Here is a 21,095-nt window from a genome sequence, read left to right as displayed (position 1 = left end):
TTTGACGGGATAGGCTCCGCGCCATCACGTAGGGCCCGCGTCACCGACGGCGCGCGGCCGGGTCACGAGGAGAGTCATGCGCCGCACGCCGAGAACGCTGGGCCGGGTCGTCGCGACGCTGTGCGTCGCCACGGCGGTCGTCGCCCCGCAGACCGCCGCCGCCCAAGGAGCGCTCGGTCCGCTGAACGACCTCGGCGCGCTCTCCCAGGGTGCGGGCCAGACGCCCGCGAAGCTCCCGATGCAGCACAACCCCGAACCGGCGCTCGTCGCGACGCCGCGGGCGGTCTGTGGCCCGGGCGCGAAGCCGGAGCCCGGGATCCAGGGCCGCGTCCCGGCCAGCGCCGCCACGGGCGGGCTGCACTGCAACGCGACGCTGCTCGCCCACCAGGGGACCTCCGGCGGCTTCAAGGTCCTGCGCTACGTCGACACCCAGGGTCGCGAGTGCGCGTACTACGACACGGCCCTCCTCTTCCCGCTCAACGCGCTGAAGCTCGACTCGACCTCGGTCGGCGTCGCCGTCCTCGACATGTCCGACCCGGCGCACCCGGTGCAGACCGACACGCTCACCGAGCCGCCGATGCTGTCGCCGCACGAGTCGCTGAACCTCAACGTCAGGCGCGGGCTCATCGCGGCCGTCCTCGGCAACCCGGCCACCGCGCCCGGCCTCGTCTCGATCTACGACGCGCACGCGGACTGCCGGCATCCGCAGCTGCAGTCGACGCAGCTGCTCGCGCGGCTCGGCCACGAGAGCGGCTTCTCCGAGGACGGCCGCACGTTCTACGCGACCGGCACCGCGACGACTTCGATCACCGCGATCGACGTCACCGACCCCAGGCACCCGCACGACCTGTGGCAGGGCAACGTCGTCTCGCACGGCATGACGCTGAGCGACGACGGCAACCGGGCCTACATCGCCGACCCGCTCGGGCACAACATGCTCATCCTCGATACGAGCGAGATCCAGGCGCGGAAGGCGCACCCGCAGGTCCGCGAGATCAGCCGCCTGACGTGGCAGTCCGCGACCATCCCGCAGAACGCGATCCCCTTCACCGAGGACGGCCATCCCTACGTCCTCGAGTTCGACGAGTACTCCGCCGGGACGTTCGGCGGCAACCCCGACGACGTCGGCGCCGCGCGGATCATCGACATCGCCGACGAGCGCTCACCGCGGGTCATCGCGAACCTCCGCCTGCAGGTCGACCAGCCGGCCGACCACAAGGCGGCGGCGGGCGACCCGGGCGCCCTCAGCCCCGTCCAGGGCTACGCCGCCCACTACTGCAACATCCCCACGCGGACGGACCCGAAGGTCGTCGCCTGCTCGTTCATCGCCTCCGGCCTGCGGGTCTTCGACATCAGCGAGCTGACCAGGCCGAAGGAGATCGCCTACTTCGTCGCGCCCACGGTCCCGCGCGCGGAGAACGGCTTCATGGCGAGCGACTTCGCGATGTCGCAGCCGGCGTTCGCGGCCGACCGCAAGGAGATCTGGTACACGGACGGCGCCTCGGGCTTCAACGTCGTCCGCATCGACCCGTCGGTCTGGCCGGCCGCGGCGCCCGCTCTGCGCTGCTCCAGCCGCCGCCGCTTCACCGCGACGCTCACGCTCCCGCGCGGGGCACGGGTCCGCACCGCCACGGCGACCCTCGGCGGCAGGCGCGTGCGGACGACGCGCCGCGGCCGGCGGCTCAGCGCGGTCGTCGACCTGCGCGGCATCCGGCGCCTGACGGTGAAGCTCACGATCCGCGCGACGCTGCGCGGCGGCCGCACCGCCGGCACGACCCGGACCTACCACCCCTGCACGCGGGGCGGCAGGCGGTAGCAGCGCCGGCGCGGCCCCGGCGCACCGGGGCCGCGCCGCCGGGCCCGTCTACGGCGTCGCGTCCCGCGCGGCGCCCAGGGCGCTGACGAAGGCGGCGGCGTTCGGGACGCCGAAGCCCGTCGTCATGTCGTACCCGCCGGTCGTCGGGTTGCCCGTGACCGGGTCCTTCGTCACAGCGACGCCGTCACCGTTGTAGTCCCAGTCCTGGTTGTCGTCGAGGCGGCCGCTCAGCGCGGTGCCCTCGGTGACCGGGACGACGTCGGTGAACGCCGGGCCGCTGCCGACCGAGTAGATCAGCGGGTTGAGGAAGCCGAGCGGCTTGCCACCGGGCTTGGCCGCCTGCCGCTGGTTGCCGAGGGCGACGAGGCCGGCGACCTGCGGCGAGGACGAGCTCGTCCCGCCGTAGATGTGCCAGCCGACGCGGTTCGTGTCCGGGTAGAAGGACGTGTAGACGAGCACGCCGCCGTTGACGGCCGCGTCCCACGCGAGGTCCGGGATGCCCCGCTGCGCGCCGACGACATCGGCCACGGAGTCCTGGTAGCCCGGACGGGCGTAGATCGAGCTCTGGCCGCCACCGGTCGCCGCCGGGAGCCACGACTCGTTCCAGACGACGTCCTGCTCGCCGCCGGGCGTGAAGGCCCAGTAGCTCGGGTTGTAGTCGCCGGCCGCGGTGAACGGGATGTCGCTCGTCGGGTTCCAGGTCCAGCCCTTCTGGAGCTGGGTGCCGCCGACGGCGGTGACGTACGGGCTCGACGCGGGCCAGCCGACGGTCGGGTGGCCGTACGTCGTGGACTCCTTGTGCTGCTTCGACGTGCCGAGCGTGCCGTCGTCACCGGAGGACGCGAGCACCGTGTCGCCCTTCGCGGCGGCCTTCCGGTAGACCGCGTCGAACTTCGCCGTCTGCGTCGCCGCCGCGCCGCCGAAGGTCTCCTCGCTCACGCCGAAGGACTGCGAGAAGACGGTCCCCGCCGGGTACCGGTCGATCGCGGCGCTCATCGCCTTGAAGAGGTTCGGGAAGCCCTGCACGCCGAGCGTCTCGGCCGGCGGCACGGCGAGCATGACGATGTGGGCCCTGGGAGCCATCGCGTAGGCCCATTCGAGGTCGAGCGTGACCTCACCCGCCCAGCCCGCCGCGGCCGACGGGCCCGAGACGCCCTGGCTCGTGGACGTCTTGTAGTCGGGGGCGCCGAACGGGTAGTCGGCGGTGAAGTCCGGATCCGGGAGGCCGGGGTAGAACGTGTCGTGGAAGGTCTGCAGGTCGGCCTTCGCCGTCGGGCTGCCGTAGGCGTCGACGAGGACGATCGTCTGGCCCTGGCCCATCGTGCCCGCGTCGTGCAGCGCGCTCACGCCGTAGTGCGAGGCGATGTCGGCGGGCGTGTAGCAGTGGATGTACGGGGTGACGCGGACCGGCGGCGGCGAGGTGCAGCCCGTCGTGGCGTCGGCGGCGCCGGCGACCGTGCCGCGGGTCGACGGGGCCTCGAGGGCGAGCGGGCTGACGCTCGCGTGCGGCGGGGAGAGGCGGTGGGTGCGCGCGGCGTGGCGCGTCCTGGCGACCGCGCCGGGGGTGGCGCAGCCGAACGTGGCGACCGCGGCCAGCGCGATCGCCGCATGGCGGACATGCATGGGGGTGGACCTCCGTGGGGGTGGGGTGGGGGCCGCCGTCCGCGCCTCCCAGCCCGGAAACGCGACCTCGGGGTGCAGCTGCGCCCGACCCTACCCCGCGGTCAACCGCCCTGACCATGGACACGTTGGAGGATGTACACCCGGCGCTTCGCACCCAACCGGCGTCCCGGTTCGCGTCCCGGTTGCGGCGGCCGCCGGCCCGGCGCGCGACCCACTGGACGATCGTTGTGCGGCGCCGCGCGTGGCGCCCGCGCGTTCGGGGTAACCCTCGGTCACATCCCGCCCGTCACCCCGAGGAGAGACGTCATGCGCAGGACGCTGCAACCCGTCAGGACCACCACCGGACATGGACGTCGCGGCGTCGGCGCGACCGCGGCCGGGGGCGCCGGTGCGGGCCTCCTGCTGCTCGCGCGGCTCGTGCAGGCGATCACCTCGATCGTCGTCGGCATCATCGTCATCGCGATCGTCCTGCGCCTGCTCGGCGCTCACAGCACGAACGACGTCGTCCGGTTCTTCCACGACACCGGCCGCACGCTCGTCGGTCCGTTCGACGGGCTCTTCACCTTCAAGGACCGCAAGGTCGAGATGGTCGTCGACTGGGGCCTGGCGGCGCTCGTCTGGCCGATCGTCGGCGGCATGATCGCCCGCGCGCTGGCGGGCGCCGGCCTGGCGGGCACCTCGCGCCGCCGAGTCTGACCGCGGTCTGACCCCGTGGCACTTGCGGATCGCGGCGCGCCGGCCGATCACCCGGGCATGACCTCCCCGTCGCCGCGTCCGCTCCACTGGGTCAAGCCGTTCGGCCTCGCCCTCACCCGCCCGGACTGGGCGGTGCCGGCCCGCCGCACCTGAGGCGGCGCCGCCCCGCGCCGGCGCTCGCCGGTTCAGGGCTCCCGCGCCAGGATCCGGCCGCGCGCCGGGCGCAGGAGCCGCTCGAGCTCGGCGCGACCGTGACCGGGCGAGAGCTCGACCTCGAGGGCGACGCGATCGTCCTCGCCCACCGCGACGCTGCGGCACGGAAAGCCGGCCGCCTGCAGCCGCGCGATGAGCCGCCGTCGCTCGGCGGCGGTCCAGCACCCGATCACATCCACCCCGCGCGTCACTGAGGGGGATTACGCACCCGCCGCCGCACGGATCAGGGGTCCGGCGCAGCGCCGCTCTCAGGATCGCCGCAGCCGGGCCGACCATCCGGGGACGAGCCCGATGCCGCCGACGCACCCGCCCCTCATCGACCGCACCGCCGCGCTGCTGCGGCAGGCCGACCACCGGAGCCTGGACGGCCTGGTGACCGCGCTCCTGGCCGACGGCTCGAGCGCGCCCGCGCTGCTCGACGACCTGCTGAGCCCGGCGCTGCGGCTGCTCGGGAGCACCGCCGGCAGCGACGAGGCCCGCGCGGCGCTCCCGCGCGCCGCGCCCGCCCGCGCCCAGACGGCCGCCGCCGAGCGCGTCCTCGCCCGGCTCGCCCCGGCCGAGCCCGGCTCCCGCGGGCGTCTCGTGCTCGCGACCTTCCCGGCCGACCCGCACCGCCTCCCCGGCCGCGTCGCCGCCCAGCGCCTGCGCCACGAGGGCTGGCACGTCGACGAGACGGCGCTCGCGGGCGGGCGCACGGCGACCGGGCAGCGGACGGGCGAGGACCCGGTCGCCGTCCTCGTCAGCGTCACCCTGAGCGCGCAGCTCCTCGCCTGCGCGGACACGATCCGCGCCATCCACATCGCCGGGCACCGGGTCCTCGTCGGAGGCCGCGCCTTCGGGGCGGACGGCGCCGCGGCGCGCGCGGTCGGCGCCGACGGCTGGGGCCCGGACGCCGTCGCGAGCGGCGCCGTCCTCGAAGCCTGGGCCGCCGACCCGGCGCCCACCGCCCTCTGCCGCCCCGCGGCGCTGCGGGAGGCACGCGAGCTCGAGCGGATCGGCCACCGGCTCGCCGCGCAGATCGCCGGCGAGGTCGTCGGGGCCGCCGCGCGCTCCCGCGCCGAGGCCCGGGCGATGGCCGGGGCGGTCCGCACGACGATCGACGTCGTCGGGGCCGCGACGTTCGCCGGGGCCGACGTCCTCGAGGGGCACGCCGGCCGGCTCGGGGCGCTCGGCTACGGCGGCGACGGCGAGCACTTCTGCCGCGGGGTGCTCGGCGCGCTCCGCCGGGCACTCCCGGCCGGCTGCACCGCCGCGGCCGCGGTCGTCGACGCCGCGCTCGCGGCGCGGGCGCTCAGCCCGGCCGGTCCGCGCTGAAGCCGGCCTCGTCGAGCGCCTCGCCCATCCGCCGGCGGCCGATCTCGATCATCGGGGCGGCCCGGTGGAAGTCGAGCGTGCGGCAGGCGTCCTTCGGGATCGTCACGAGGAGGTCCGGCGGCGAGCCGGCGAGGCGGTACCGGGTGACGACGTCCTGCATCGCCTCGAGCGCCTGGTTCATGACGTCGAGCTTCGTGAGGCCCGGGGGCGCGGGGGCGGCCGCGGCGGCCGCGGCGGCGGGCACCGTGACACGCGCCGCGGCCTCCTCGGCGGCGGCGGGGAAGCGCGCGAGCAGCGACTTCGCCATGTCCGTGTCGAGGGCCTGCGCGGCGCCGCGGCGGAAGCGCTCGGCCCACTCGTCGATCGGGCGCGGCTCGGCGGTCTCCGCGGCGCTGCCGCTCACGACCGCGGCGCCGGCGGGGCCGGCCCCGCCGGCGCTCCGCTCCCCGCCGAGCGAGATCGCGATCGTCAGGTCGGCCGGGACCGCCGCGGTCGGCGCGACCGGCACCGGATCCATGAGCCCGCCGTCGACGAGCATGCGGCCGTTGAGCAGCACCGGCGGGAAGATGCCCGGGATCGCGATCGAGGCGCTGATCGCCTCGTCGACGGGGCCGCGCTGGAACCACACCTCCCGCCGGGCGAGGAGATCGGTGGCGACGGCGGTGAAGGGGATGGGGAGGTCCTCGATGCGGCGCCCGGCGAGGAGCTCGCGCACGCGCGAGAGCACGCGCTCGGCGCGGATCGCCCCCGGCGCGGAGAGCGAGAGGTCGAGCAGGCGCAGGACGTCGAGCTGGTTCAGCCCGACCGCCCACTCGGTGTAGGCGGCGAGCTCGCCCGCCGCGTAGACGCCGCCGACGAGGGCGCCCATCGACGAGCCGGCGACCGCGACGACCTCCAGGCCCCGCTCCTCGAGCACCTGGATCGCGCCGATGTGGGCGTAGCCGCGGGCGCCGCCGCTCCCGAGCGCGAGCGAGACCTTCGTCATCGCGCCGCCGCCCCGGCCCGGGCGAGGACCGTGAGGCGACGGGCGTGGACGGCGAGCGCCCGTTCGACCCGCTCGGGCGTCGCGACGTCCGGGCCCCAGGCGGCCGCGGCGCGGGCGGCGAGCGTCGCGACGTCCCCGGCCTCGGCGGTGCCCCCGGCGTCCTGCAGGCACATGACCCCGAGGCCGACGTGCCAGCGCTCGTCGCCCTGGACGCGCGCGAGCCCGTCACGGACGCCGGGGAGGACGCCGGCGACCGTGAGCGTATCGAGCAGCGCCTCCTGGCCGATCGCGAAGACGATCCCCTCGAGGACGAGGTGGTAGAGGCCGACGGCCTCGGGCAGGGCGGCGTCACCGGCGGCGAGCCGGTCGGCGAGCGCAGGGAGGTCGGTCTCGAAGAGCGCGAGCACCCCCGGGGCGGCGAAGGCGCGGGCGCCCGTGTCCGGGTCGATCCCGAGCACCTCGGCGGCGGCCCGCGCGAAGAAGCGCGCGTGGCGGCGCTCGTCCTGCGCCTGGAGCGCGAAGCAGGCGGCCGCGGACGGGTTGCCGGCGGCCGGGCCGAACGGGTGCAGGTGCGCGGCGACGGCGACCTCGGCGACGCAGAATCCGGCGACGAGCGCGGTGACCCGGGCCGCGAGCGCGGGGTCGAGCGCGGGCCAGGCGGCGGCGTCGGCCCGCAGGTCGACGGCCGCGTCGTCCCACTGCAGGCGGCGGCCGGCGGCGAGGAGGTGGTCGTACCCGGCCAGCGTCATCCGTGAGGACGGTATCGGGGTGGCGCGCGCGGAGGCCGCGGGTCCGGCCATCCGCCTCCCGCCCGCCGGCGCCCGCCGGCCCGCCGCCCCGGCGCCGCCGCCCGCCGCCCCCGTCCGCCGCCGCCGCCCGCCGCTCCCGCCCGCCGGCGCCCGCCGCTCCCGCCCGCCGGCGCCCGCCGCCGCCCGCCGGCGCCCGCGTCCTAAAAGTGAATGAAGATTCACGGTGTCGTGGACACCGTGAATCTTCATTCACCCTGCGCGCGCCCTGGCGGCGCGCCCCGCCCGACCGCCAGGCGCCGAACGCGCGCCCTCCCCGCAGCCACCCGCCGCTACGCTCATCCCGTGGCGAGCGCCCACCGCCCCCTCGTCTTCCATCCGCCCGCGCGGCACCTGCTGCGCGCGAAGGACCTCGCCGACGCGCGCTACGCCGAGCCGCTCACCGTGGACGACCTCGCCGCGGCCGCCGGCCTCTCCCGCGCGCACTTCAGCCGCGAGTTCCGCCGGGCCTTCGGCGAGTCCCCGCACGCGTACCTCCTGACCCGCCGCCTCGAGCGGGCCGCCGCGCTGCTGCGCGGCACCGACCGCTCGGTCGCGGAGGTCTGCCTCAGCGTGGGGCTGCGCTCGGTCGGCTCGTTCACCTCGACGTTCACCCGGACGTACGGCCGCTCCCCGACCGCGTACCGGGCCGCGTTCCCGCCCGCCGCGGCCCACGCCCGGGTCCCGGCGTGCGTCGTCCGCGCCTACGCCCGGCCGCGACACCGCACGTTTGGAGAAGACAACGGCGCCGCGCCGGACTAGATGGTTCGTTCCACGGATCGGTCAGGCGTAGTAGGCAGTGAGGTTGCGTGGTGGGCGGCCGAGGCGTTCGTTGAGAGCGATCGCGGCGGTGAGAGCGAGGAACTTGGCGGCCAGGCGGGTGCGGAGCGTGTGGAGCTCGCGGGCGCGGTGGTCCTCGAGGTTGAGCATGTCTTTGCATGTCCAGAAGATCGATTCCACGCATTGCCGGATCGGGGCCAGGTGCGGCTCTTTGCCGGCCTCGTCCTTGCGTCGGGGGCGGACGATCGTGGCGCCGAGCGCGGAGGCTTGGGCGTGGAAGTCGCGGCCGGAGTAGCCCTTGTCGCCGATGACGGTGACCGGGCCGTTGCGGTGGCAGCGGGCGAGCATGTCCAGCGCGACGTCTCGTTCGCCCGTTTTCGGGGAGGTCAGGGCAAGGGCGCGTGGAGTGCCGTCGGTCGCGAACAGGCCGTGCAGGCGGAAGCCCCAGAAGAAGCGGGAATGGCTGGCGCAGTAGCCGTACTCCGCGGCGTTGCCCAGGGCGCTGCGGCGCGTCGTTTCGACCGAGCGACCGCATTCGACCGGTGTGCTGTCGACCACGAGCAGGTCGTCGTCAAAGCCGTTGGTGTGGCGGGCGAACTCGAGGATCAGCGCTTCGATTTTGTCCGACAGGCGCTGGCGGCGTTTGACGAAACCCGGGCGCTTGGGCAGTCGCGGGAACAGGTGCCCCAAGCGATGCGGTGCCATCGCCCAGAACTGCTCGTCAGAGCTGATCCGCAGTACCTGCTGAGCCACGCTCAACGTGACGACCTCCGCGTCGGTCAAGATCCGTTTGGCGTTCTTGCCCTTCGCAGGCAGGAGATCGTCGCAGGTGCAGTAAACAGCGATCAGCAGCAGGTCGAGGTCGGCGTCCATCGAGGCCCCCAGGGTCGGCGTTGGCGAGATAGCACCGCCGACTTCGACCTGCCTGCTTATGTCACCTGCCTACCCGACTCCTCCGCCCCCGCCGTGGAACGAACCATCTAGCTTCGGGCACGCCGCAGCCCGCGGACGAACCCCCCGAACGGAGAACCCCGATGATCAGCATCTCCTGCGCCCAGCTGTGGGTGCACGACCAGGACGAGGCGCTCGCCTTCTACACCGACAAGCTCGGCATGGAGGTCCGTGCCGACGTCACCCTGCCCGAGATGGGCGACTTCCGCTGGCTCACGGTCGGCCCGGCCGGCCAGGACGACTTCGCGATCGTCCTCATGGCGATCCCGGGCGAGCCGGTGATGGACGCCGAGTCCGCCGGCCAGGTCCGCACGCTCATGGCGAAGGGCTTCGCCGGGACCGTCTTCCTCACGACCGACGACGTCCACGCGAGCTACGCGGAGCTCCGCGCGCGGGGCGTGGAGTTCACCGAGACGCCCGAGGACCGGCCCTACGGCATCGATTCCGGCTTCCGCGACCCGTCCGGCAATTCGTTCAGATTGACGCAGGTGCGCCAGGAAGTCGCGACGAACTGACGCGGCTCGTCCGTCTACCCTGTTCGCGAACCGACTCCCGGAGCCTGCATGACCGACCCCGCCCGTCCCGCCACCTCGTCCGCCTTCGTCCGCCTCGCGCGCGTGTGCAACGCCCACCGCTGGCGGACGTTCCTCGCGTGGCTGCTGGCGCTGGCGGCGCTGCAGGTGGTGGCGGCGGGGGTCGGGAAGAAGGAGATCCAGTCCTTCCGCCTCCCCGGCACCGAGAGCCAGCGCGCGTACGACCTGCTCTCCCAGCACTTCCCCGCCCAGAAGGGCGACACCGACCAGTTCGTCTACCGGGCGAAGACGGGCTCCCTGAGGGACCCGCAGGTCAAGGCGGAGATCGAGCGGACGCTGAGGGCGGCCGCGGCCCGGCCCGAGGTCGCGGGCGTCATCACCCCCTACCAGCCGGGCGGTCAGATCACGGCCGACGGGAAGATCGGCGTCGCGAAGCTCGACTACCGGAAGTCGACGAACGACCTGACGGCGCCGCCGCTCGAGAAGATCGAGAAGGCCGCGTTCCAGGCGCGATCGGCGTCGCTGCAGGTCGAGCACGGCGGCCCGGGGGCGAAGCTCATCCGCTTCGCCAACAGCCAGGGCCCGTCGGAGTTCCTCGGCATCATCGCCGCCGCGATCGTCCTCTTCCTCACCTTCGGCTCGCTCGTCGCGATGGGCCTGCCGCTCGTGTCGACGCTCCTGGCGATCGGCTGCTCGCTCGGCATCATCACCGTCCTCAGCCACCTCGTCGACACGCCCGACTTCGCGACTCAGCTCTCGCTGCTCATCGGCATCGGCGTCGGCATCGACTACGCCCTCTTCATCGTCACGCGCTTCCGGGCCGAGGTCCGGGCGGGCCGGTCGAAGGACGACGCGATCGAGACGGCCATCGACACCGCCGGCCGCACGGTCGTCTTCGCGGCGATCACGGTCGTCATCGCGCTGCTCGGCCTCCTGCTGCTCGGCCTGAACTTCATGCACGGCGTGGCGCTCGGCGCCGCGGCGACCGTGCTGTCGACGATGTTCGCCGCCCTCACCGTGCTGCCCGCCCTCATCGGCGGCGCCGGCACGAAGATGGACGGCCTGACGAAGAAGCGCGTCGCCAGGCGGGCGGCGAAGCGCGCGGTCAAGGCGGAGGGGACGGGCTGGGCGCGCTGGTCGCTCGCCGTGCAGCGCCGGCCCTGGCCCGCGGCCCTCCTGTCGATCGTCCTGCTGCTCGGCATGGCGATCCCGGCGCTGAGCATCCGCCTCGGCTCGAGCGACGCAGGCGTCGACCCGCCCGGCTCGACGACACGCGCCGCGTACCACCTCATCGCCGACGGCTTCGGCGCGGGCACGAACGGCGCGTTCCTCATGGTCGCGAAGCTCGCGAAGCCGGGGGACAGGGCCGCGGCCGCGACGATCGCCGCGACCCTCCGGGCCGACAAGGACTTCACGTTCGTCGCGCCCTACGCGCTCTCGCCCGACGGCGCCGTCGCGACGATCAACGCCTATCCGCGCACCGGGCCGCAGGACGAGCGGACGACGACCGCGCTCAAACGGGTGCGGAACGACGTGCGGCCGGGCCTGGAGCAGAAGACCGGCGCGACGATCGAGGTCGGCGGGTACACGGCGGGCGCCGAGGACTTCTCGCGCGTCGTCGCGAGCAAGCTCCCGCTGTTCGTCGGCGTCGTCGTCCTCCTCAGCGCCCTGCTCCTGCTCGTCGTCTTCCGCTCGGTCGTCATCCCGGTGAAGGCCGCCGCGATGAACCTGCTGTCGATCGGCGCCGCGCTCGGGTTCGTCACGCTCATCTTCCAGGACGGCCACGGGGCCGGCCTGCTCGGGATCGGGACCGGCCCGATCGAGTCGTTCGTCCCGGTGCTCATGTTCGCGATCGTCTTCGGGCTCTCGATGGACTACGAGGTCTTCCTCATCTCGCGCGTGCACGAGGAGTGGGAGCAGACCGGGGACGCGTCGGGGTCCGTCGCCCACGGGGTGCAGTCGACCGGCAAGGTCATCACCGCCGCGGCGTCGATCATGGTGCTCGTCTTCGCCTCGTTCGCGCTCGGCGACGACCGCATCATCAAGCTCTTCGGCGTCGGCCTCGCGAGCGCGGTGTTCTTCGACGCGGTCATCATCCGCTGCCTGCTCGTCCCGGCGCTGATGGAGATCCTCGGGCGGCACGCGTGGTACCTGCCGGCCTGGCTGGACCGGCGCATGCCGCGCCTGGCGATCGAGAGCTCGGAGCACCGCCTGCCGGGCGTCCCGGAGCCCGCGCCCGACGCGGCGTAGGCGGGCGGGCGGCGCGGGGCCGGGGGGCCCTCGCCCCGCCCGGAGCGCCCGTCGCCGCCGGACCCCGTCAAGTTCTCACGCGAACCTGCCGATCTTCATCCCGACAGGGCTCGGGGCTGGGAGGCCCCCGGTCAGGCGACGTGCCCGGCAGGGGCAGACAGGGGTTGTGCGATGGTCGGCAACGGTGGTTCCCTCAGCGTGATCGGGGCGCAGGCGCGTGCGTAGCGCGGCCGCCCTCGCACGCCGGCGTCCGGTCGCCGCCCTCACGGGATGGCTCGCCGTCGCGGTCCTCCTCGCCGTCCTCGGCGCCGGCCACGGCCGGCTGCAGCCCGCGAGCCTGAAGGTCTCCGGCACCGAATCGGCGCGCGCCCTCGCGCTCACCGCCGGCCGCTTCGACCAGTCGACGACCGTCCCGGTCCTCCTCACCGGCCCGTCACGCGACGTCCGCGCCCAGGGCCACGCCCTCGCGAACCGCCTCGCGAAGGTCCCCGGCGTGACGCTCGCCTCCCCGTGGAACGCGCCCACGCTGCGTCCCGCCCTGCGCCCCGCCGCCGACAGGCTCCTGCTGCTCGCCTCGATCGCGGGGAAGGGCCGCAGGGTCGAGGAGCGCGCCGCGACCGTCGCCTCGCTCGTGCGGGCGGGGACGTCGGGCCCGGTCACCGCCCACGTCACCGGGCTGCCGATCGTCTCCCGCGCGCTCGCCGACGCCTCCCGCCACGCCGTCCACCGCGCCGACCTCGTCGCGCTCCCGGCGCTCCTGCTCGTCCTGCTGCTCGTCTTCCGGTCGATCGCCGCCGCCGCGATCCCCGTCGTCTTCGGCGGCACGACCGTCCTCGCGGCGACCGGCCTCGTCGAGCTGCTCTCCTCGCGGTTGCCGGTCGACGGGCTCGGCACCGCGCTCGCGTCGATGATGGGCCTCGCCCTCGCCGTCGACTACTCGCTGCTCATGGTCTCGCGCTTCCGCGAGGAGCGACGCGGCGGGGCCGGCGTCGACGCGGCCGCCGCGGGCGCCGTCGTCGGGACCCGCCACACGATCCTCACCGCCGGCGCGTCGATCGTCCTCGCGATGGTCCTCGTCGCCGTCCTCGGGCCGGGCACGCCCGTCGTCTCCGCCGCGCTCGGCGTCGGGGCGGCCGGCGCGGTCGCCGTTCTCGGCGCCTGCGTCGCGATGCCCGCCGCCCTCGTCCTCACCGGTGCCCGGCTCACCCCGGCGGCCGGGGCGGCCGGACCCGCCGGACCCGCCGCCGCCGCCGCGGCCGCGGCCGCGGCCGGGCCGCCGCCCGCGACCGTGACGCCCTGGGAGCGCGTCGGCGCCGTGGCCATGCGCCGCCCGCTCGTGACCGTCGGCGCGGGCTGCGCCGCCCTCGCCCTGCTCGCGGTCCCCGCGCTGTCGCTGAAGACCGCCGGCCCGGACGCGGCGCAGCTGCCCGCGTCGAGCGCTGCCCGCGCCGACCTGAACGCCGTCGACCGCGCCGTCGGCCCGGGCTGGGGCGCGAACTTCGAGGTCGTCGCCGTCGCCCGCAAGGGGACGATGACGACCCCGGCGCGGCTGCGCGCGCTCATGCAGCTCCAGCGCGAGCTCGGCGCCGACCCGGGCGTGCGCGTCGTCCTCGGTCCGGGGACCATCGCCGCGCGGGCCGAGCGCCTGCGCCGCGACGGCCGCCGCCTCATCCGCCAGCAGAAGGCGCTCGCCGGCGCGATCCCCGCGCAGACGGCGAAGCTCTCCAGGCTCAAGGGGTCGGTCGGCCGGCTCGAGGGCGGCGTCGGCGGCCTCACCGGCGCCTTCACCGAGGCCGACGCGGCCGCGAAGACGCTCGGCTCCGGCTCGGCCGCCCTCGCCGGCGGCGTGGCCAGGCTCCGCGACGGCGTGCAGGGCGCGGCGGCCGGGGCGCGCACGCTCACCGGCCGGCTGCGGACCGCGGCCGCCGGGACCGGCCGGCTCACCGCCGGCGCCGCGAGCGCCCGTGACGGCAGCGCGGCGCTCGCCGAGGCGATCCATCGGATCGGCAGCGGGTTCGCGCTCGCGTCACCCGCGGTGCGCGTGCTCTCCGGCCGCATCTCGAGCCGTCACGACGACGTCACGCGCGCGGCGAGCGACGCCCGCACGCAGAACGCGGCCGTCCTGCAGCAGCTCTCCGACGCGCAGCGGGCGCTCGCGGGCGTCCGTCCCGGCTTCAACACGACGCGCGCCGCCCGCGCGGTCGAAGCGGCGAAGCAGACGATCGACACCTCCGCGGTCGCGACGTCGCTCGACACCGTCGCCGCCGGGCTCGCCGCGCAGATCGCCGCGACGAACAAGCTCGCCGACTCCCTCGCGAAGATCAGCGTCCACCCGCTCGCGGCGAAGGCCCGCGCGCTCACGGCGGGCCTCTCGCAGCTGCGGGCGAATCTCGCGCAGCTCAGCGGGAGCGTCTCGACCCTCAGCGGCAGCACGGACGCCGTGCAGGGTGCGCTCGCGAAGCTCGGCGGCGGGACCTCTGCCCTCGGCGCGGGCGTGTCGCGGCTGCAGGCGGGCGTCGCGGGCGTGTCGAGCTCGGTCGCCGCGAGCCGGCGCCGCAGCGATGCGCTCGTCCAGGGCCTGAGCGGCGCGAAGGGCGAGCTCGCCGGACTGTCGTCCGGCTCGGCGAAGAAGCCCGCGGGCGCGCCGGTGAACACGTCGCCGTCGGTCGTCGACTCCGGGTACTTCGTGCTCGCCGCGCTCGACGGGCGGGACGGGAACGGCACGGGCCTGAACGTCGACCGCGGCGGCCAGGCCGCGCGGATCCTCATCGTCCCGCGGCTGGGCCCGAGCGATCCCGGGGCGGGCGCCCTCTATCACCGCCTGACGCTCGCCGCGCAGCGCTTCGGCCGGGCGACGGGGAGCGACACGGCCGTCGGCGGCTCGTCGGCGCTGCTGCTCGACTACGAGCACGCCGCGCACACCCGGTTCCCCGGCATCGTGCTCGTCCTCGCGCTCGCGACGACGCTCCTGCTCGCGGTGCTCCTGCGGTCGCTCCTCGTCCCGCTCATCGGCGTCGGGCTGACGCTCCTCACCGTTGCCGCGACGATCGGCCTGATGGGGACGCTCTTCGCCGGGAGCCTCGACGCGACGACCGTCATCGCCGTCTTCGCGGTGATGTTCGCCCTCTCGATCGACTACCAGCTGTTCATCGTCGGCCGGATCCGCGAGGAGGTCGACCGGCACGGTGACCCGCGGCGCGCGATCACCGCGGGCCTGTCCTCCACCGCCCACGTCGTCAGCGGTGCGGCGATCTCGATGCTCGCGGTCTTCGCCGCCTTCGCGACGACCGACGTGCCGTCGATCCGCGAGTTCGGTGTCGGCCTCGGCATCGCCGTCGCCCTCGACGCGACCCTCGTGCGCCTCGTCGTCCTGCCCGCGGCGCTGAAGCTCGCGGGACGGCGGGCGTGGGGGCCGGCGCGTCCGCTCAGCGGGGTTCACGTCCCGGGCGGGCTCGTCCCGGTGCCGGAAGCGACCTGAGCGCTCGGGCCCGCCGGGCGCCGGCCGGTCCTGCCCCGGTCAGCTCGCGACGAGGCGCCGCTCGCGTGCGAAGAGCGCCAGCGCGAACCGGCCCGCGGGGGTCTCGCGCAGGCGCCGGACCTCGCGGGCGTAGGCCGTGGGCATGGCGTCGAGGGACGGCAGCGGTGACCCGTACTGCTCGGGGCAGATGACCGGCGCGGAGAGGGCGGCGAAGGTGATGTCGGCGGCGGTGAGGCGGTCGCCGCAGAGGTAGGGCCGGCCGTCCTGCAGGCGGTCGCCGATCGTCGCGAAGACGTCGTCCACCCGGGCGAGCGCGGCCGCGGCCGTCTCCGCGTTCACGCCGAGGTAGCGGCAGACGAAGGCGTTCAGCGGCGTCCGGCCGCGACGGAAGAGGTGCCGCTCCCAGGCCGGGATGCCGTGGACGACCGAGGCCTCCAGCGTCTGCACCGCGGGCAGCGTCTCGTGGTACATCCACAGCCGCCCGTCCGCGCCGAAGTCCCCGTCGAGCCACGCCTCCAGGCGCGCGGCCTCGGCGCCGGCGACCCCGACGGGGTAGAGCCGCCGCTCCGGGTCGGCGAGCTGGCCGTCCGCCCAGCGCATGATCGCCGAGGACTCCGGGACGACGTCGCCGTCGGCGGTGAGGAGCACGGGGACCGTCCGGCTGCGACCGCGCCGCAGCGCGTGCGCGACGTGGACGCCCTGCAGGTGCGGCTCCTCGACGTAGGGGACCCCCGCCCGCTCGAGCGCCCAGCGCGCCTTCTCGCAGAAGTGGCTGATCGGGATCGTGATGAGGCGGTGCTCGGCCACGCCCGGACGGTAGCCGAGCGGCGGGCCGCCGGCCGCTATCCCGTCCGCCCGGCCAGCCGCTCGGCCGCCCGCGCGGCGAGGCGGAACTTCTGCACCTTGCCCGTCGGCGTCGTCGGCAGCTCGCCGGCGGTGATGAGGAACACGTGCCTGGGGACCTTGAAGCGCGCGAGCTGCTCGCGGCAGAGCGCGATGAGCTCGGCGGGGTCGAGGTCCGCGCCGGGCTCGGCGACGATCCACGCGCAGCCGACCTCGCCCCAGCGGTCGTCCGGGACCCCGACCGCGTAGGCCTGGCTCACACGGGGGTGGCGCGTGAGGAGGTCCTCGACCTCCTTCGGCATGACGAGCTCGCCGCCGGACTTGTAGAGCTCCTTGCTGCGCCCGGTGAGCTGCAGGTATCCGTCGGCCCCGACGCGTCCGAGGTCGCCCGAGTGCACCCAGCCGTCCCGCAGCGCCGCCGCCGTCTCCTCGGTCTTCTCCCAGAAGCCGAGCATGTGGGTCGGGCCCGAGGAGACGAGCTCGCCCTCCTCGCCCTCGGGCAGCGCCTCGCCGGTGAGCGGGTCGATGGTGCGGTAGTGGCAGAGGTCGCCGCCGCGGCCGCGCAGGCCGGCGACGCCCGCGAGCTTCGGCCGCCCGACGGTCGACGCGTGGCGCTCGAGCCCGTCCTCCGGCAGCGTCATCGTCATCGCGCCGCCGCACTCGGTCATGCCGTAGCCCGTCGTCATCTCGGTGATGCCGAGCTCGTCACGGACCTTCTCCCACAGCCACACCGGGGCGGGCGCCGCGCCCGACAGCAGCGCGAAGACCGACGACAGGTCGCGTGTGCGCCGGTCGGGATGCTCGAGCAGCGCGACGGTCATCGTCGGGACGCAGAGGATCTCGGTCGCCCGGTGGCGCTCGATCGCGGCGAAGTGGTCGGCGGCGGAGAAGGCCGTCCGCGGGACGATCGCGCCGCCCGCGATCATCGCCGCGATCAGCCCCTCGACGTACCCGAACATGTGGTAGCAGGGAAGCGAGAAGAGGACGCGCCGGCCGTCCTCGAACGCCCGGGTCAGCGCCGACGCGTAACCCGTCCGCTGGACCGCGTCGTGGGTGACCATGACGCCCTTCGGCGAGCCGGTGGTGCCGGAGGTGTAGAGGATGTCCCCGAGGTCGCCGGGGCTGACCCCGGTGGCGTCCGCGGCGCCCGGATGCCGGTCGCCGAGGCCGGCGAGCGCGTCGACCGTCAGGACGCCCTCGCGCGCGGGACCCTCGGCCGGGAACTGGACGACCGCCCGCAGGTCGGGGAGCGCCTCGGCCTGCCCGGTCTCCCAGCCGGGGGCGATGCGGTCGAGCATCCCGACGTGGTCGAGCCCCGCGAACCCCGTCATCGTCACGAGCACCGTGCAGCGCGACTGGCGCAGGACGTAGAGCAGCTCGTCCTCGCGGTAGAGGTAGTTGAACGGGATCGCGGCGGCGCCCGTCCGCGCGACGGCGAACTTCAGCGGGACGAACTCGAGGTAATTGGCCATGAGCAGGCCGACACGGGCACCCGGCCCCGCGCCGAGCGTCGCCAGCCCGTCCGCCAGCCGCGCCGCCCACGCCGCCGTCTCCGCGTAGGTGACGGTGCGCGCGTCGGTGATGACGAGCGGGCGGTCCGCGAACGCCGCCGCCCGCTCGTCGAGGAAGTCGCCCAGCGTCCGCGGGGTCCACGCTCCGAACCGCGCCTGCAGCGCGGCTCGCCGCTCGTCGATCGTGCCGGGCATGGGCGTGCTCTCCTCGTCAGACATGGTCTCCGGGCATTATGTCCGAGCTGGATGCGCCGGGGCGCGGGTCGCGGTCAGATCGCCACCGTCCCCGTGACGACCGTCGTCGTCGCGCCGCCGACCCACACGCCGCCGTCCTCGTCCTGCGTGATGTGGATCCGGCCGGACCGTCCGAGCACCGTCCCCTGCCGGGCGAGGTAGGGCGCGCGCAGCCGCGCGGCCCCGAGCAGCCACCCGGCGAGGGACGCGTTGAGGCTGCCGGTGACCGGATCCTCGAGGACGCCCTGCCCGTCGCCGTCGCGGCAGAACGCCCGCACCTCGAGGGCCGCGCCGTCCGGGTCCTCGCCCGCCGCGGTGAGCGCCGCGACCCCGACGTCGACCGGCAGCGGGCCCGGCCGCAGCGCGAGGACCGCGTCCACCGAGCCGAGCAGCACCGCGGCCCAGCCCGGGCCGTTGTCCGCCCACGCCGCGTCGACGATGTCCCCGCGCGCGACGCCGAGCGCGGCGGCGATCTCGTCCAGCAGCGCCTCCTCCACCGGCCCCGAGCGCAGGAGCGGCGGTGCCGCGAACGCGAGCCCGTCCGGCGTGCGCCGGATGGCGATGAGCCCCGCGGCGCACTCCTGCACGACATGCTCGCGACCCGGCTCGCCGACGGCCTCGAGCCACGCGTGGCAGGTGCCGAGCGTCGGGTGGCCGGCGAACGGGAACTCCGTCGTCGGCGTGAGGATCCGGACGCGGTAGTCGGCGCCGGGCTGCGTCGGCGGGAGGACGAACGTCGTCTCCGAGAGGTTCGTCCAGCGGGCGACGCGGCGCAGCTCCTCGTCCTCCCAGCCCTCGGCGTCGAGGACGACCGCGACGGGGTTGCCGCCGCACGGCTGCGCCGAGAAGACGTCGACCTGGGCGAAGGGGCGGGGGCGCGACGGCATGGGGCCAGGGTACGCCTGCGGCGCACCGGCGATGCAGCCAGTCAGGCCTGGCCTGACTGGCTGCATCGCGGTGGGCGGCTGCGCCTGCCCCTCCGCTGTCGTTGCCGCCGTCGACGCCGGCCCCGCCGACACGCAGGCGGATGACCGGCCCGATACGGTCCGCCGCATGGGAACCGTGACGCTCACCAACGACGGCGCCGTCGCCGAGCTGCAGATCAGCGGCGCGATCGACCTCGCCTGGACGCAGCAGCTGCGCGACCACGCGGCGGCGCTCCGCGCGGACGGCGGCGTCCGCGTCGTGAAGCTCACCGGCGAGGGGCGCTTCTTCTGCCCCGGCGGCGACCTCGCGTGGATGGACGGGCAGCCGGACCGCCAGGCGGCGATCCACGAGCTCGCCTCGACCCTGCACACCGGCCTGAAGGACCTCATGGCTCTCGACGCCCCGGTCGTCGCGCGAGTCCACGGGCCCGCCGCGGGCGCCGGCCTCTCGCTCGTCCTCGGCGCCGACATCGCGATCGCCGCCGAGAGCGCGACGCTCGTCATGGCCTACGCCGGCGTCGGCCTCTCGCCGGACGGCGGCTCCTCGTGGCTGCTCCCGCGGCTCGTCGGCCGCCGCCGCGCCGCGGAGATCATGATGCTCAACGGGCCGATCAAGGCGCCCGACGCGGTCGGCATGGGGATCCTCACGAAGGCCGTCCCGGAGGACGAGCTCGACGCCGCGGTCGACGCCGTCGTCACCCGGTTCGCGACCGGCCCGACGGCGACCTACGGCGCCATCAAGCGGCTGCTCGGCAGCTCCTCGCAGAACGACTACGAGACCCAGCTCGGGCTCGAGGCCGACCAGATCGCCGCGCTCGCCGGGTCACCGACCGGGGCGGAGGGCATCGCCGCCTTCCTCGAGAAGCGCAAGCCGAGCTTCGGGTGAACCTGATTCACTTCCGCGCATGAGCGAGAACACCGACCGGCCGCGCGGCCCCCTCCACGGCGTCAAGGTCCTCGAGATCGGCGGGATCGGACCCGTCCCGTTCGCCGGGATGATGCTCTCGGACATGGGGGCGGACATCCTCCGCATCGAGCGCCCGAACGACCCCGGCCTCGCGTTCCCGCCCGCGTTCGACCCGACGAAGCGCGGCCGCGCCGCCGTCCCGGTCGACACGCGCAGCGAGGCGGGCCGCGAGCTCGTCCTCGGCCTCGCCGAGCAGGCCGACGCGCTCATCGAGGGCTTCCGCCCCGGCGTCATGGAGAAGCTCGGGCTCGGCCCGGAGGACGTCCACGCCCGCAACCCGCGCCTGACGTACGGCCGCATGACCGGCTTCGGCCAGGACGGCCCGATGGCGAAGGTCGCCGGCCACGACATCAACTACATCTCGGTCGCGGGCGCGCTCGGCGCGATGCGCCGGGCCGGCGAGGCGCCCCTCGCGCCGCTGAACCTCGTCGGGGACTACGGCGGCGGCGCGATGTTCCTCGCCTTCGGCATCGTCTGCGGCATCGTCGAGGCCCGGACCTCCGGCCAGGGCCAGGTCGTCGACGCCGCGATGGTCGACGGCACCGCGCTGCTCACGTCGCTGCAGCTCGGCCTCAGCGCGGGCGGCGCCTGGGCGGCCGACAAGCCCGGCACGAACCTCCTGGACTCCGGCGCGCACTTCTACGAGACGTACGAGACCTCCGACGGCGGCCACGTCTCGGTCGGCGCGATCGAGCCGCAGTTCTACGCGAAGCTCATCGAGCTCATGGGCCTCACCCACGAGGAGGTCCCGCAGTTCGAGACCGCCCGCTGGCCCGAGTTCAAGGGTCGCTTCGCCGAGGTCTTCAGGACGAAGACGCGGCAGGAGTGGGCGGACCTCCTCGAGCCCGAGGACACCTGCGCGACGGCGGTCCTCACGCTCGGCGAGGCCGCCGGCCACCCGCACATGCAGGCGCGCGGGACGTTCGTCGAGGTCGGCGGGGTCCTGCAGGCGCAGGCCGCGCCGCGCTTCAGCCGGACGCCCGGCGAGGCCCGCCCGCGCCGCGAGGACTCAGGTGCCGCGCTCGCGGAGTGGGGCATCGACGCCGGCGCGCAGGACGCGCTGCGCGCCGCGGGCGCCTTCGGCTGAGCGCGCGCCCCTCGCCGAACCCCGAGGGCACCCTTAGGGTGGCGCGGCGCCGTGCCCATGCAGCCACTGTCGCCCGGCGACAGTGGCTGCATCCGCGGCGGCT

At 75.2% G+C, this 21,095-nt stretch carries 17 protein-coding genes; 9 read left to right on the top strand and 8 right to left on the bottom strand.

The features are described 5' to 3' along the window. Positions 1-76: 76 nt before the first annotated feature. A complete protein-coding gene (locus tag NBH00_RS20255; protein ID WP_254570387.1) occupies positions 77-1,816 on the top strand; it encodes an LVIVD repeat-containing protein in 1,740 nt (579 codons plus the stop codon). Positions 1,817-1,864: 48 nt separating this feature from the next. On the opposite strand, the gene NBH00_RS20250 is transcribed toward NBH00_RS20255, so the two are convergent. Further along, the gene (locus tag NBH00_RS20250) at positions 1,865-3,439 is read right to left on the bottom strand and encodes a S53 family peptidase (RefSeq protein ID WP_254570386.1); all 1,575 of its coding nucleotides are present in this window, start codon (positions 3,437-3,439) and stop codon (positions 1,865-1,867) included. A gap of 306 nt (positions 3,440-3,745) precedes the next feature. Between NBH00_RS20250 and NBH00_RS20245 the strand changes: the two genes are divergently transcribed. After that, the gene (locus NBH00_RS20245) at positions 3,746-4,135 is read left to right on the top strand and encodes a hypothetical protein (protein ID WP_254570385.1); all 390 of its coding nucleotides are present in this window, start codon (positions 3,746-3,748) and stop codon (positions 4,133-4,135) included. 185 nt (positions 4,136-4,320) lie between these two features. Here the strand turns inward: NBH00_RS20245 and NBH00_RS20240 are convergent, their stop codons facing one another. After that, positions 4,321-4,527 (bottom strand): hypothetical protein, encoded by a 207-nt coding sequence (locus NBH00_RS20240; protein WP_254570384.1) that lies wholly within the window; start codon positions 4,525-4,527, stop codon positions 4,321-4,323. A gap of 112 nt (positions 4,528-4,639) precedes the next feature. Between NBH00_RS20240 and NBH00_RS20235 the strand changes: the two genes are divergently transcribed. Further along, the gene (locus tag NBH00_RS20235) at positions 4,640-5,662 is read left to right on the top strand and encodes a hypothetical protein (RefSeq protein WP_254570383.1); all 1,023 of its coding nucleotides are present in this window, start codon (positions 4,640-4,642) and stop codon (positions 5,660-5,662) included. Here NBH00_RS20235 and NBH00_RS20230 read toward each other — a convergent pair. Continuing rightward, complete coding sequence (locus NBH00_RS20230) at positions 5,640-6,647, bottom strand: patatin-like phospholipase family protein (RefSeq protein ID WP_254570382.1); 1,008 nt, start codon at positions 6,645-6,647, stop codon at positions 5,640-5,642. The two genes, NBH00_RS20235 and NBH00_RS20230, sit on opposite strands and share 23 nt — an antisense overlap. After that, positions 6,644-7,396, bottom strand: a complete 753-nt coding sequence (locus tag NBH00_RS20225; RefSeq protein ID WP_254570381.1) for a ferritin family protein — start codon at positions 7,394-7,396, stop codon at positions 6,644-6,646. Before NBH00_RS20225 ends, NBH00_RS20230 begins: the two co-directional genes overlap by 4 nt. Before the next feature lie 342 nt (positions 7,397-7,738). Here NBH00_RS20225 and NBH00_RS20220 point away from each other — a divergent pair, with 342 nt between their 5' ends. Next, positions 7,739-8,194, top strand: a complete 456-nt coding sequence (locus NBH00_RS20220; RefSeq protein WP_254570380.1) for a helix-turn-helix transcriptional regulator — start codon at positions 7,739-7,741, stop codon at positions 8,192-8,194. A gap of 21 nt (positions 8,195-8,215) precedes the next feature. Here the strand turns inward: NBH00_RS20220 and NBH00_RS20215 are convergent, their stop codons facing one another. Further along, a complete protein-coding gene (locus NBH00_RS20215; RefSeq protein ID WP_254569017.1) occupies positions 8,216-9,085 on the bottom strand; it encodes an IS982 family transposase in 870 nt (289 codons plus the stop codon). Between the two features lie 161 nt (positions 9,086-9,246). Between NBH00_RS20215 and NBH00_RS20210 the strand changes: the two genes are divergently transcribed. The 3 genes from NBH00_RS20210 to NBH00_RS20200 all read left to right on the top strand — a co-directional run bounded on the left by NBH00_RS20210 (position 9,247) and on the right by NBH00_RS20200 (position 15,424). Further along, complete coding sequence (locus NBH00_RS20210) at positions 9,247-9,678, top strand: VOC family protein (RefSeq protein ID WP_254570379.1); 432 nt, start codon at positions 9,247-9,249, stop codon at positions 9,676-9,678. A gap of 48 nt (positions 9,679-9,726) precedes the next feature. Beyond that, complete coding sequence (locus NBH00_RS20205; protein WP_254570378.1) at positions 9,727-11,946, top strand: MMPL family transporter; 2,220 nt, start codon at positions 9,727-9,729, stop codon at positions 11,944-11,946. A 217-nt stretch (positions 11,947-12,163) separates the two neighbouring features. Next, on the top strand, positions 12,164-15,424 hold the full coding sequence (locus tag NBH00_RS20200; protein WP_254570377.1) for an MMPL family transporter: 3,261 nt from the start codon (positions 12,164-12,166) through the stop codon (positions 15,422-15,424). A 39-nt stretch (positions 15,425-15,463) separates the two neighbouring features. On the opposite strand, the gene NBH00_RS20195 is transcribed toward NBH00_RS20200, so the two are convergent. The 3 genes from NBH00_RS20195 to NBH00_RS20185 form a co-directional block, all read right to left on the bottom strand. Beyond that, positions 15,464-16,231, bottom strand: a complete 768-nt coding sequence (locus NBH00_RS20195) for a glutathione S-transferase family protein (protein ID WP_254570376.1) — start codon at positions 16,229-16,231, stop codon at positions 15,464-15,466. A gap of 35 nt (positions 16,232-16,266) precedes the next feature. Further along, positions 16,267-17,973, bottom strand: coding sequence for a class I adenylate-forming enzyme family protein (locus NBH00_RS20190; RefSeq protein ID WP_254570375.1), 1,707 nt, complete (start codon positions 17,971-17,973; stop codon positions 16,267-16,269). A gap of 74 nt (positions 17,974-18,047) precedes the next feature. After that, on the bottom strand, positions 18,048-18,899 hold the full coding sequence (locus NBH00_RS20185) for a PhzF family phenazine biosynthesis protein (protein WP_254570374.1): 852 nt from the start codon (positions 18,897-18,899) through the stop codon (positions 18,048-18,050). 166 nt (positions 18,900-19,065) lie between these two features. Here NBH00_RS20185 and NBH00_RS20180 point away from each other — a divergent pair, with 166 nt between their 5' ends. Together NBH00_RS20180 and NBH00_RS20175 are read left to right on the top strand one after the other, a co-directional pair. Continuing rightward, positions 19,066-19,824: an enoyl-CoA hydratase/isomerase family protein gene (locus NBH00_RS20180; RefSeq protein WP_254570373.1), complete on the top strand. Its 759-nt coding sequence runs from the start codon at positions 19,066-19,068 to the stop codon at positions 19,822-19,824. 19 nt (positions 19,825-19,843) lie between these two features. After that, positions 19,844-20,992, top strand: coding sequence for a CaiB/BaiF CoA transferase family protein (locus NBH00_RS20175; RefSeq protein WP_254570372.1), 1,149 nt, complete (start codon positions 19,844-19,846; stop codon positions 20,990-20,992). Positions 20,993-21,095: the final 103 nt, after the last annotated feature.

Origin of the sequence: Paraconexibacter antarcticus, assembly GCF_024220175.1 — a bacterium.
GTDB lineage: Bacteria > Actinomycetota > Thermoleophilia > Solirubrobacterales > Solirubrobacteraceae > Paraconexibacter > Paraconexibacter antarcticus.
Note: the sequence above shows the minus strand (reverse complement) of the source record. Positions and strands in the feature narration are given on the sequence as shown.